The following is a 12,326-nucleotide window of genomic DNA, read 5'->3' as shown; positions in this document are numbered from 1 at the left end:
CTGACCTGACCCCCGGGCAGGCGGCGGGCAAGGGCGAATTCCTCGCAATTGCACGCCGCCGCCGAGGGGCTTATGCTTTCCGCAGGCGGCACCAGGAGCGGAAATGCATATTTACTGCATGGATCACTACCACCATTCCCATGCCGCTAGCGGTGATTCGCGCGGGGCGGAGCGGCGTATCCGCCTGGTGATGATCCTGACCCTGACCTGCATGGTGGCAGAGATCGGCGCGGGCTGGGCCTTCGGCTCGCTGGCGCTGCTGGCCGATGGCTGGCACATGGGCAGCCATGGCCTGGCCCTGGTCATCGCCCTGTTCGCCTATGCCTTCGCCCGCCGCCATGCCGGTGATCCCAGCTTCACCTTCGGCACCGGCAAGGTCGACGCCCTGGGCGGCTTCACCAGCGCCGTCGTGCTGGGCGGCGTGGCCATCATGATGGTCTGGGAGGCAGTCTCGCGCCTGCTCCACCCCACTCCCATCGCCTATGGCGAGGCCATGGTGGTGGCGGTGATCGGCCTGGTGGTCAATCTGGCCAGCGTCCTGATCCTGGAACCGCCCGGCCACGACCACGGCCACCATGATCACGGCAAGGACGGCCATGACCACCCTCATCACGCCGAGCAGGGCCACAGCTTCCGCGCCACCTATCTGCATGTGATGGCCGACCTGCTGACCTCGCTGGGCGCCATCGCCGCCCTGGGGGCGGGAATGGGGCTGTCATGGGCCTGGATGGACCCGCTGGTGGGTCTGGCGGGGGCGGTGGTGATCGGGATATGGGCACGGTCCCTGATCAAGGGCACTGCACGGGTCCTGCTGGACGAGGCGGAGAATCCGGCGCTGATCGAACGCAGCCGCGCCCTGATCGAGGCCGATGCCGACAACCGGGTGGCCGACCTGCATCTGTGGGCGATCCAGCCCGGGCGGCTGGCCGCCATCGTCACGGTTGTCACCCACTATCCCCGGCCGCCGGAGCATTACAAGGCGCTGCTGGCCGCCATTCCCGACCTTCACCATGTCACGGTGGAGGTGCGGACCCATGGCGGCGAGCCATGCCTGCCGGTCAATGGCCTGGGGTGATGCCGCAACCGCCCGGGGCGGGGTTGGCCTCGCCCACCCATTCATAGACCTCTTCGGTCCGCATGGCGCAATGGCAGCCGCTGGCGCAGGCGCCGCCATCCAGCCGCCGCACCCGGCCCTTGGCCTGCCAGTGGCCCAGCGCCTGGCGCACCGCCTCGGGGTTGGAACCGAAATGCAGGGCGATCTCACCCAGGCTGGCACGATGACGCTCCCGCAGCAGCGCCTTCACTTCGGTCAGGGTCAGACTCATGGCGATGCCTCTGCCGCGACGCCGCGCGCCCGCCCCGCCACGCCCAGCAGCAGGATGGCCGAGACCAGCACCAGGGCGCAGCCCCCCAGCCAGGCCGAGGCGGCCAGGGGATGGCGGGCGAAGGTGGCGCCCTGATAAACCGCCACCGAGGTCATGTAGCCCAGCGAGGTGGTCCAGGCGGCGGCGAAGCAGGTCCAGCCCAGACCGGCCTCGTGGCGGATGGCGCCCATGGAGGCGACGCAAGGCGTATAGAGCAGGATCAGCACCATATAGGCGAAGGCCCCGGCGGCCCCATCGAAGCGGCTGGTCATGGCGCCGAACACCCCGCCTTGCACCTTCAACTCGGTGGCCGCCTCGGCGGCATCGCCGATATAGGAGACGTTCAGCCCCAGGGGGTCGCCCAGGGATTCGGCGATCTTGGCGAATTTGGCCGGAACGGTGGCCGCCGCCGCCGCCAGCTTGTCGCCCAGGCCAAGGCGATCCACCGCCGCCGCCGGGGCGGTGCCGTCCTCGGCGCTGGCCTGGGCGTACAGGGAATTGAGGCTGCCCACCACCGCTTCCTTGGCGAAGATGCCGGTGAACAGGCCCACGGCGGCGGGCCAGTTCTCGTCGGTGAGGCCGATGGGATAGAACACCGGGGTGATGGCCTGGCTGACCGCCGCCAGCACGGAGTCGCGGCTGTTCTCCTTGCCGAAGCTGCCATCGGTGCCCAGCGCGCTGAAGAAGGCCAGCACGGTGACGATGGGCACGATGATCTGCCCGGCGCGGAAGACGAATTCGCGCAGGCGCTGCCAGGCCTGCAGCACCACGGTCCGAAGGGTCGGCAAGTGATAGGGCGGCAGTTCCATCACGAAGGGCGAAGCCTCGCCCCGCAGCAGGGTCAGCTTCAGCACCAGCCCGGTCAGCACCGCGAAGGCGGTGCCCAGCAGGTAAAGGGCGAAGACCACATTCTGGCCGTTCTCGGCGAAGAAAGCGGCGGCGAACAGGGCATAGACCGGCAGGCGGGCGCCGCAGGACATGAACGGCGCCATCAGGATGGTCAGCACCCGGTCGCGGCGGCTTTCCAGGGTCCGCGTCGCCATGATGGCGGGCACGTTGCAGCCGAAGCCGACGATCAGCGGCACGAAGGACTTGCCCGGCAGGCCGATGGCCCGCATGGCGCGGTCCATGACGAAGGCGGCGCGCGCCATATAGCCGGAATCCTCCAGGAAGGACAGGAACAGGAACAGCGAGCCGATGATGGGAATGAAGGTGGCCACGGTCTTGATGCCGCTGCCCATGCCGGTGGCCACCAGCACCACCAGCCATTGCGGCAGGCCCAGCGCCTCGAGCCCCTGGCCGACGCCGTCCATGAACAGCGCCTCGGCCGACTGGCCGAAGAAATCGACGAAGGCGCCGCCCACCTTGATGGTGAACAGGAACATCAGATACATGGCGAACAGGAAGACCGGCACGCCGAGGAAGCGGTTCAGCACCACCGTGTCGATGCGCCGGGTCAGCGCCAGCGAGATGTTGCGCGGCTGGTGGAAACAGGCGGCCATGACGGTGGCGATGAAGGAATAGCGGCCGTCGGCGATGATGATGTCGGCTTCCTCGCCGCAGCTGTCCTCGATGGCCTGGCGCTGGCACTCGATCTCCACATCCAGGGTCCCCGCCGCCAGCGCCTCGGCGAAGCTGTCGCCTTCCACCAGCTTGAGCGCCACCCAGCCCGCATCCACCTTGCGGGCGGCGGCGGGCTTGGCCATCACCGGCGCCAGGGCGGCGCGGGCATCCTCCACCGCGTCGGCATGGACCGGCTGGACCTGGGGAACGCGGCGCGCCTTGCAGGCGGCGGCGATGGCCGATTTCAACTCGGCGACGCCCTTGCGGCGGCTGGCGATGATGGGCACCACCGGGCAGTCGAGAGTCTTGGACAGGGCGTCGATATCGATGCGGATGCCGGTCTTTTCCGCCAGATCCATCATGTTGACCGCCACCACCATGGGCACCCGCATCTCCAGCAGCTGGCTGGTGAGGTACAGGTTGCGCTCCAGGTTGTAGGCGTCGACGATATTGACCACCACCTCGGGCTCGCCCGACAGGATGTAATCGCGGGAAACCCGCTCATCCTCGGAGCCCTTGGACAATCCGCCGATCATGTAGATGCCGGGCAGGTCCACCAGGTCATAGGCCTCGCCGTCCAGGCGATAGGTGCCCAGCTTCTTCTCGACGGTGACGCCGGGCCAGTTTCCCACCTGCTGGGTCGAGCCGGTCAGGACGTTGAACAAGGTGGTCTTGCCGCAATTGGGATTGCCGACCACCGCCACCACATGGGCCATATTCAGACTCTCACGGCCTTGAGAATGGAGGCTTCAGCCTTGCGCAGCGTCAGGGTGAAGTTGCGGACCTTGATCTCCACCGGATCGCCCAGCGGCGCCACCCGGGTGACCGAGAACACCGCCCCCGGAGTCAGCCCCATGGCCAGCAGCCTTTGGCGATAGTCGCGCTCGCCCTTGGCGAAGCCCGTCACCCGGGCCGACTCCCCCGGCTTCATGTTCTGCAAGGAAACATCCATTCCGGCTTCGTCCCAACTTTGACATGCGAGGGATTCGCAAATTCATTTGCAGTCATAAACCATGGGAAAACTATGGTCAAGCCGAGGCCGCCGCAGACCTCCCATGTGCGGGAAGGAGACAGCCTCACACTTCGGGTCTAGCCGAACAGGTGCTTGTCCAGATATCCCATGATCTTGTCGTCGGAATAGCGGTCGCGGGCGAACTGGAAGCCGCGGCGACGGATGGATTCGGCTTCGGCGGGATTGCGGGCGATGAACGAGGCGATCTCGCGCAGTTCAGCGTAATTGGCGAAGGACAGATAGTGTTCCCCGGCGGTGAAATAGAAGGAGATATCGTCGGTCTCCTCCTGCACCAGCAAGGCCCCGGCGTGAATAGTCTCGAAGGCGCGACCGGTCAGGATGCGTGTCTCGTTCAACCTCATGGAAAAGTTCAGGCAGCACCCCGCGAGTTCGAGGCGCCGCATATAGGCTCGATAGCTTTCCATCACGTCGAGCCCATCATCGGCATGGGTGGACAGCCGGGTTTCGATCGGCAGGCCATCGCGCCGGGCCGCCGCGATCCAGAACGCACGATGCCAGTTGTAAAGCTGGATGGCGCCGATGAATTCGATGCCGCCGGTCAGCGGCACATCCGGCGCCCCCACGGCGCCTCCCATGGGGTAGGGACCTTCGAACACCTTCGCCGCCAGGGCGGCATCGCGATAGAGCGGCGACGCGGGAAACAGGTTCCAGATACAGTCGACCAGCCCGGCGGCCCGGATGATGGCCTCTGCGGACAGGGCCCAGGGATCATAATAGGCAACCACGACCTTGAGCGCGGGCATGTCGCGTTTGAGCGCCTTGACCACCTCGACGCAATTGCGGGTGGAGCCATCGGCGAAGAACTCGTCGAGGACCAGCACATCGGCGGAGCGAGCCCGGCAAAGATCGGCGATCTTCCGGTATTCCTCGTCCAGTTCCCGCCCCGGTGTCATGGTCCGCATCGGCACGAAATCCGTGGTCCAGCCATAAGCCCGCATGGCCGTCACAAGTCGCGGGCCAATATCGTGTTCCCTGCTGCCGGGCCGGATGAAATAGAGATACTTGCGAGCCGCCACCACCGCGCGCCGCGCCATGCCCGGCGACCGAGGGCCGCAGAATTCAATCGGCCGGACTGGGGTCCGGCGGCGGCAAGACGCCGATCCGAAGGCCGCGTCCATCCCTGGCGACACCAGTTTCCATGCGTCGAGGAGCGACAACACATCGTCAAGGCGATCCGCCTTGAACAGGTTCATGGTCGCGAACGCGACCATCGGCTCCATGGCGTTCCGGAGCTGATCCCTGGCCGTGGACTCCGGGGGAAGCTGGCGGCGCAGCTCGGCCAAGGCGGAGGCGCACCGCCGTCCATTGCTGAACATGAGCGATCCGACGAATTCCACCATCCGCATGGCGGGACTGTCGCCCCCCATCTCGATGACGGCCACCACCACCGTATAGCTGGCGGCCATGCGCTGGGTTTCGAAAACTTTCCAGAACAGGGTCTGCTGCTGGTCCGGCCCCAGCCCCGAGGCCTTTACCCAGTCGAGCATCTCGCTATAGTTCTTGCTGTCGTCGAGTGCGATCACCCGAGCAAGAACGCCGTCCACCACCATCGCAAGCCCCCGCTGATCCGGCATTTCCAAGATGATTGCATGCCCACTTGGCCGCCGCGTCAAGATGATTGGAGCCCGGAACCGCGAGCATCGGAGCGGATAAGTGACCAAACACGTTTCATTCTCGGAAATCACCAAGACCAATCTGCGGATCAAACTGGTCGATATCGGCGCCAATCCCATCCTGGGCAAGCCGCCCTATGCCCCGCTCATGGATGTTGGCGAGGCCGACGTGATCGGCTTCGAGCCCAATCCGGAGGCCCTGGCCAAGCTCAACGAGATGAAGGGACCGAACGAGACCTATCTGCCGCACGCCATCGGCGACGGAACGCGACGGGCCCTGCATATCTGCCAGGATGGAGGCATGACATCGCTGCTCGAACCCGATCCCAAGGTGCTCGATCTCTTCCACGGATTTCCGGATTGGGGCGCCGTCATCGCTACCGAGGAGATCGATACCGTCCGTCTGGACGACATTCCGCAAGCCAGGGGCGTCGACTATATCAAGATCGACATCCAGGGCGGTGAATTGATGGCCCTTGCCAGCGGACCGGACTGCCTGGCCTCCACCCTCCTCATTCAATGCGAAGTCGAATTCATGCCCATGTACCGGGACCAGCCGCTGTTCTCGGAAGTCGAGCAGTTCCTGCGTGGGCACGGCTTTATGTTTCATCGCTTTTTCCCGGCGGTCAGCCGGGTCATTCGTCCGATGAAGGTGAAGAACGACATCCGCGCCGGATTGAGCCAATTGGTCTGGGCCGATGCGATTTTCATCCGCGACATAACGAAACTCGACCGCCTTTCCGATATCCAGCTTCTGAAATTGGCGAAGATTCTGCACGAATGTTATCAATCCATTGATGTCATTCTCTATCTTCTTCTCGAATATGATCGCAGGTGCTCGACCGCCATCGCCGATGCCTATAAGCGCTTCCTCATGACCCTGGGGTGACACCCTTGTCCCCGCCATCCGTCCCCCAGCCGGCTCATTGGACTCCGACCGCCCCGATCCCCATGTATGGAAGGGGCCATTCCATATCCGAAGGCGGCGAGACACCATGACGGAGCAACGCGACACCTGGACCTCTGCCCAAGGCGTGGAGATTCCCCGCATTGTCTATGGCACCGCCTGGAAGAAGGAGCGGACGGCGGCGCTGGTGGAACAGGCCCTGCGCCTGGGCTTTCGCGGCATCGACACCGCCTGTCAGCCCAAGCATTACGACGAGGCGGGAGTGGGCGCCGGACTCGCCGCCGCGCGGGCCGCCGGAATTGAGCGCCAGCATCTCTACCTGCAGACCAAGTTCACCCCGCTGTCGGGCCAGGACCCCAGCCGTATCCCCTATGACCCCACCGCCAGCCTGGCCCAGCAGGTGGCGCAGTCCTTCCAGCGCTCCCTGGCCAATCTGGGGACAGAGAGGCTGGATTGCCTGGTGCTGCACTCACCCCTGGCCAATCCCTCCGACCTGCGCGAGGTCTGGCTGGCCATGGAGGCCATCGTCGATGCGGGCGGCGCCCGGCAACTGGGCATCAGCAACTGCTACGATCCGGCGGTGCTGCGGCACCTGTACGAGAATTCCCGGATCAAGCCCGCCGTGGTGCAGAACCGCTTTCACGCCGCCACCCATTTCGACCGCTTCATCCGCGATTTCTGCAATCGCAACGGACTGATCTATCAGAGTTTCTGGACCCTGACCGCCAATCCCGACATCCTGTCCCACGCGACCCTGAAGGACCTCATGGCCAAGCATGGCCGCACCGCGCCGCAGATCCTGTTCCGCTATCTGAGCCAATGCGGTGTCGTGCCCCTGACCGGCACCACCTCCGCCACCCATATGCGCGAAGACCTGGACATCGTCAATTTCAGGCTCGATGACGGCGACTGCCAGGCGGTGGCGGCACTGTTGCGATAGGGGCTGAATTCATCCATGGCGTGTCCATTCCGATCACGCGCCGGGTCGGATAGGCGAAATTACGCGTTTTCTCCGGACCACGCCAAAACACCAGAAATACAATCATTCGTTTGCCGAATGTCGGCCAGCGGGCACTCCGTGCTATCATGGGGCCAATTCCAGTTCGGTTGAGTGTCGGCGCGGCAGTGACAATCCTGCCAAGGACCGAGGCTGTTCACGGCGCCGTCCGCAGAGACGGCGTGACAAGCAAGGGAGCGAACGGATGCAACGAGCCCTCCTGATCCTGCCGGAAAAATGCACCGGCTGCCGCCAATGCGAGATGGCCTGTTCCTTCGAGAAGGACCGCAGCTTCAATCCGTCCAAGTCGCGGATCCGGGTCTTCGACATCCATTCCCAGGCCCGGTTCATCCCCTATACCTGCACCCAGTGCAGCCAGGCCTGGTGCCTGCACGCCTGTCCGGTGGATGCCATCCGGGTCGACCTGTCCCTGGGCACCAAGGTGGTCCACGACAGTCTGTGCGTCGGCTGCAAGGTCTGCACCATCGCCTGTCCCTTCGGCACCATCAATTACAACGCCGACAGCGGCAAGGTGGCCAAATGCGACCTGTGCGGCGGTGATCCGGCCTGCGCCAAGGCCTGCCCCACCGGGGCCATCACCTATGTGGACGCCGAGCAGACCGGCTACGGCAAGATGCGGCACTGGGCGGTGAAGACCGACACCCAGACGGCGGCACAGGTATGAGCGGGAGGCGACCATGAGTTGGACTGGCAAGTTTCTTCGCATCGACCTGAGCGCCGGAACCGTCAAGACCGAGGCGCTCAACCGTGATTGGGCCCGGCAATATCTTGGCCAGCGCGGCCTGGCCACCAAGTATTTCACCGAGGAGGTCGACCCCAAGGTCGAGCCCCTGGCCCCCGAGAACAAGATGATCTTCACCACCGGCCCGCTGACCGGCACCGCCGCCTCCACCGGCGGGCGCTATTCGGTGGTGACCAAGGGGCCGCTGACCGGCTGCATCGCCTGCTCCAACAGCGGCGGCTTCTTTGGCAACGAGTTGAAGAACGCGGGCTGGGACATGATCATCGTCGAGGGCCGCTCGCCCAAGCCGGTCTATCTGTCCATCGAGAACGAGACCGTGGAAATCCGCGACGCGAGCGCCTATTGGGGCAAGACAGTGTGGGAGACCGAAAACGGCCTGAAGGCCGATCACCAGGACCCGCTGCTGCGGGTGGCCTCCATTGGCGCGGCGGGCGAGAAGGGCGTGCTCTACGCCTGTATCGTCAACGACCTGCACCGGGCCGCCGGGCGCTCCGGCGTCGGCGCGGTGATGGGCTCCAAGAACCTGAAGGCGGTGGCGGTGCGCGGTACCCGCGGCGTCCGGGTCAAGGACCCCGACCGCTTCATGGCCGTTGCCACCGAGCAGAAGAAGGTGCTGGCCGACAATGCCGTCACCGGCCAGGGCCTGCCCAAATTCGGCACCCAGGTGCTGATGAATGTCATCAACGAGCTTGGCGCCCTGCCGACGCGCAATTTCCGCGAGGTGCAGTTCGAGGGCGCCCACAAGATCTCGGCCGAGGCCATGCACGAACCCCGGCCCACCGACGGCAAGCCCAATCTTGCCACCAATGGCGCCTGTTTCGGCTGCACCATCGCCTGCGGCCGCATCTCGCGCATGGATCCCGGCCATTTCTCCATCACCTCGCGACCGCAATACAGCGAGCCGTCGGGCGGCGTGGAATACGAGGCGGCCTGGGCCATGGGCTCGGATTGCGGCGTCGACGACCTGGAAGCCTGCACCTTCGCCAATTTCATGTGCAACGAGCACGGCATCGACCCCATCTCGTTCGGTTCCACCCTGGCGGCGGCCATGGAGCTGTACGAGACCGGCGTGTTGACCAAGGAAATGACCGGCGGGGTCGAACTGAAATTCGGCTCGGCGGAGGCCCTGGTCAAGATGGCGGAGCTGACCGGCCGGGGCGAGGGCTTCGGCTTGGAACTGGGCCAGGGCTCGCGCCGGTTCTGCGCCAAATACGGCCATCCCGAACTGTCCATGACGGTGAAGAGCCAGGAATTCCCCGCCTATGACCCGCGCGGCATCCAGGGCATGGGGCTGACCTATGCCACCTCCAACCGGGGCGCCTGCCACCTGCGCTCCTATACCGTCGCGTCCGAGGTGCTGGGCATCCCGTTCAAGACCGACCCCCTGTCCACCGATGGCAAGGCCGCCCTGGTCAAGGCGTTCCAGGACGCCACCGCGGCTTTCGACGCCTCGGGCATCTGCATCTTCACCACCTTCGCCTGGTCGCTGGAGAATCTGGCGCCGCAGCTGGATGCCGCCTGCGAGGGCGAGTGGACCCCGGAGGTCTTGCTGGAAGTGGGCGAACGCATCTGGACCCTGGAACGCCAGTTCAATCTGGCGGCGGGCATGACCGCCAAGGACGACACCCTGCCCAAGCGGCTGCTAAAGGACGCGGCCAAGACCGGCCCGGCCAAGGGGCTGACCTCGGGGCTGGACAAGATGCTGCCCGAATACTACCAGCTGCGCGGCTGGACCCCGGACGGCGTGCCGACGCCCGAGACCCTGTCCCGCCTGGCGCTGTGAGGGGGCCACGCCATGCATCATGTCATCATCGGCGCCGGCCCCGCCGGTGTCACGGCGGCGGAGACCCTGCGGCGCGAGGCCCCCGCCGATAACGTCACCCTGATCTGCGGCGAGCCGGGACCGCCCTATTCCCGCATGGCGATTCCCTATGCCCTGGCGGGCAAGATCGGCGAGGACGGCACCCGGCTGCGCCAGCGTGACGGCCATTTCGAGTCCCTGGGCATCGCCGTGCGCCACGACCGGGTCACCGCCATCGATGCCGCCGCCCACCGCCTGACCCTGGCCGAGGGCGGCAGTCTGGCCTATGACCGCCTGCTGATCGCCACCGGTTCGTCCCCCGCCCGCCCCTCCATCCCCGGCCTGGACCTGCCCGGCGTCCATGCCTGCTGGACCCTGGAGGACATGCGCAAGGTCACCGCCCAACTGCGCCCCGGCACGCGGGTGCTGCTGCTGGGGGCCGGGTTCGTCTCCTGCATCATTCTGCAATCCCTGGTCCAGCGCGGCGCCGTCGTGACGGTGAGCTGCGGCTCGTCCGGGCGCATGGTGCGCTCCATGATGGACGAGACGGCGGGCGGCCTGATCATGGCCTGGTGCCGGGCCAAGGGCGTCACGGTGCTGACCGGCGGGCGGCCCAGCGCCATCACCAGCGCCGCCTCCGGCCTGCTGACCACCCTGGATTCCGGCCTGACCGCCGAGTCCGACCTGATCATCGTCGGCACCGGCGTCAAGACCAATACCGGCTTCCTGGCGGGCAGCGGCATCGAGCTGGACGAGGGCATCCTGGTGGATGGCTGGCTGCAGAGCAGCCTGCCCGATATCTATGCCGCCGGGGACGTGGCCCAGGGCCTCAATCTGTGCACCGGCGCCCGCGAGGTCCACGCCATTCAGCCCACGGCGGTGGAGCATGGCCGCGTCGCCGCCCTGAACATGGCGGGCAAGCCGACGCCGTTCGGCGGCAGCCTGTCCATGAATACCCTGGACACGCTGGGCCTGATCTCGTGCTCATTCGGCCTGTGGATGGGCAAGGAGGGCGGCGAGCAGGTGCGCCTGCTGGACGCCGGGCGCTTCCGCTATCTGCGGCTGGAACTCTTCGACGGGCGGCTGGTGGGGGCCAATACCGTGGGCATGACCAACGAAATCGGCGTGATCCGGGGGCTGATCCAGACCCGCATCCGGCTGGGCGGCTGGCTGGAGCGGCTGAAACGCGACCCGTCGCGCCTGGCCGAGGCCTATGTGGCCTGCGCCCAGGGGCTGGCGGCGGAGTAGCCCGGCCTTGCCCCGCGTCACCCTGAAGCTGTTCGCCCTGTTGGGCGCCCGCCTGCCGCCGGGGTCGGTGGCCAATGCGACCGAAGTGGTGACGGCGGAGGGGACCTGCGTCGCCGATATCCTGTCCGGATTCGGGCTGACCGACCGCGAATGCCATCTGGTTCTGCTCAACGGCAATTTCGTGCCGGTGGACGAGCGGGCCTCGACCCGAGTGACAGAGGGCGACGCCGTCGCCGTCTGGCCCCCCATAGGCGGCGGATGAGCCCGTCGGTCGAGCGCGTCGCCTCGCTGAGCCCGGAAGAGTTCCGCCGTCATCTGCCCCTGGCCCTGCGCGGCCTGGATCACGCCTGGGTGTCGGAGTCCGAGGTGACGGTGGCGGCCAGGGGCTGCCGGGTCGCCATCCATGTGGAGGAACTGCCGCCGCTGGCCCTCTCAGAGGTCCTCAGCCTGCCGCGCTGCCGTATCCGGCTGGAGTTCAGCGGCGACGACCCGGCGGCCTGGGCCGCCTTCCTGGCCGCCTATGACCGCGCCTTCCAGCGCGGCGGCGGCTGATGGGCGGATTCCACGGCTCGCCGGAGCCTGCCGAGTTAATGCTGCCGTCATCTGTGCGCAATCTTCCTCCTGTAGGCTCACCCCCGAGTTGTTCCGCCCTGATCCTTGCTGGGGGGCGGCGCGTCCAACAATGTCTTCCGGAGTCACCCTGGCTAACCGGACAATGGCAGGGGAGCAGCAATCATGAGTTCAGCCAATAAGCCAACGGCGGCGCATCTCGCGAGCGTCGACCATATTCGGAATAATCCGAAATTCGCCGAACTGGTCCGCAAGCGTACCGCGTTTTCGTGGTTTTTGTCGGCCATCATCCTGGTGATCTATTTCGGCTTCATCGCCATCATCGCCTTCAACAAGGCCTGGTTGGGCACTCCGCTGTCGGCCAGCGGCGTCACCACCGTAGGATTTCCCATCGGCGTGGGCGTCATCCTGAGCGCCATCGCGCTCACCGGCATCTACGTCTATCGCGCCAACGGCGAATTCGACGA

13 protein-coding genes are annotated in these 12,326 nt (G+C 66.0%); 9 read left to right on the top strand and 4 right to left on the bottom strand.

From position 1 onward, the window contains the following. The first annotated feature begins 103 nt into the window (after positions 1-103). On the top strand, positions 104-1,075 hold the full coding sequence (gene dmeF / locus A6A04_RS01635) for a CDF family Co(II)/Ni(II) efflux transporter DmeF (protein ID WP_068489512.1): 972 nt from the start codon (positions 104-106) through the stop codon (positions 1,073-1,075). Here the strand turns inward: dmeF and A6A04_RS01630 are convergent. From A6A04_RS01630 to A6A04_RS01615, 4 genes are all read right to left on the bottom strand, one after another. Beyond that, positions 1,059-1,325, bottom strand: a complete 267-nt coding sequence (locus tag A6A04_RS01630) for a FeoC-like transcriptional regulator (RefSeq protein WP_082914616.1) — start codon at positions 1,323-1,325, stop codon at positions 1,059-1,061. The two genes, dmeF and A6A04_RS01630, sit on opposite strands and share 17 nt — an antisense overlap. Then, positions 1,322-3,643, bottom strand: a complete 2,322-nt coding sequence (feoB, locus tag A6A04_RS01625; protein ID WP_068489511.1) for a Fe(2+) transporter permease subunit FeoB — start codon at positions 3,641-3,643, stop codon at positions 1,322-1,324. The genes A6A04_RS01630 and feoB overlap by 4 nt, the downstream gene beginning before the upstream one ends. 2 nt (positions 3,644-3,645) lie before the next feature. After that, positions 3,646-3,879, bottom strand: coding sequence for a FeoA family protein (locus tag A6A04_RS01620; protein WP_068489510.1), 234 nt, complete (start codon positions 3,877-3,879; stop codon positions 3,646-3,648). Between the two features lie 137 nt (positions 3,880-4,016). Further along, positions 4,017-5,510, bottom strand: coding sequence for a glycosyltransferase (locus A6A04_RS01615; protein WP_068489509.1), 1,494 nt, complete (start codon positions 5,508-5,510; stop codon positions 4,017-4,019). 103 nt (positions 5,511-5,613) lie between these two features. Between A6A04_RS01615 and A6A04_RS01610 the strand changes: the two genes are divergently transcribed. The 8 genes from A6A04_RS01610 to A6A04_RS01575 all read left to right on the top strand — a co-directional run. Beyond that, entirely contained in the window at positions 5,614-6,462 is an 849-nt protein-coding gene (locus A6A04_RS01610) for an FkbM family methyltransferase (RefSeq protein ID WP_082914639.1), read from the top strand. 106 nt (positions 6,463-6,568) lie between these two features. Continuing rightward, a complete protein-coding gene (locus A6A04_RS01605; RefSeq protein ID WP_068489508.1) occupies positions 6,569-7,420 on the top strand; it encodes an aldo/keto reductase family protein in 852 nt (283 codons plus the stop codon). Between the two features lie 262 nt (positions 7,421-7,682). Continuing rightward, entirely contained in the window at positions 7,683-8,162 is a 480-nt protein-coding gene (locus A6A04_RS01600; RefSeq protein ID WP_068489507.1) for a 4Fe-4S dicluster domain-containing protein, read from the top strand. A 13-nt stretch (positions 8,163-8,175) separates the two neighbouring features. Next, positions 8,176-10,023: an aldehyde ferredoxin oxidoreductase family protein gene (locus A6A04_RS01595; RefSeq protein WP_068489506.1), complete on the top strand. Its 1,848-nt coding sequence runs from the start codon at positions 8,176-8,178 to the stop codon at positions 10,021-10,023. Positions 10,024-10,035: 12 nt separating this feature from the next. After that, positions 10,036-11,289, top strand: coding sequence for an NAD(P)/FAD-dependent oxidoreductase (locus A6A04_RS01590; RefSeq protein ID WP_068489505.1), 1,254 nt, complete (start codon positions 10,036-10,038; stop codon positions 11,287-11,289). 7 nt (positions 11,290-11,296) lie between these two features. After that, entirely contained in the window at positions 11,297-11,551 is a 255-nt protein-coding gene (gene thiS / locus A6A04_RS01585; protein WP_172822716.1) for a sulfur carrier protein ThiS, read from the top strand. Next, complete coding sequence (locus A6A04_RS01580; protein WP_068489503.1) at positions 11,548-11,841, top strand: hypothetical protein; 294 nt, start codon at positions 11,548-11,550, stop codon at positions 11,839-11,841. Before thiS ends, A6A04_RS01580 begins: the two co-directional genes overlap by 4 nt. Positions 11,842-12,024: 183 nt before the next feature. After that, the coding region (locus tag A6A04_RS01575) for a DUF485 domain-containing protein (protein WP_068489502.1) at positions 12,025-12,326 on the top strand (302 nt) is incomplete at its 3' end.

The sequence above is a fragment of the Paramagnetospirillum marisnigri genome, assembly GCF_001650715.1.
Taxonomy (GTDB): Bacteria; Pseudomonadota; Alphaproteobacteria; order Rhodospirillales; family Magnetospirillaceae; genus Phaeospirillum; species Phaeospirillum marisnigri.
This window is presented reverse-complemented; position numbering and strand designations above follow the sequence as displayed.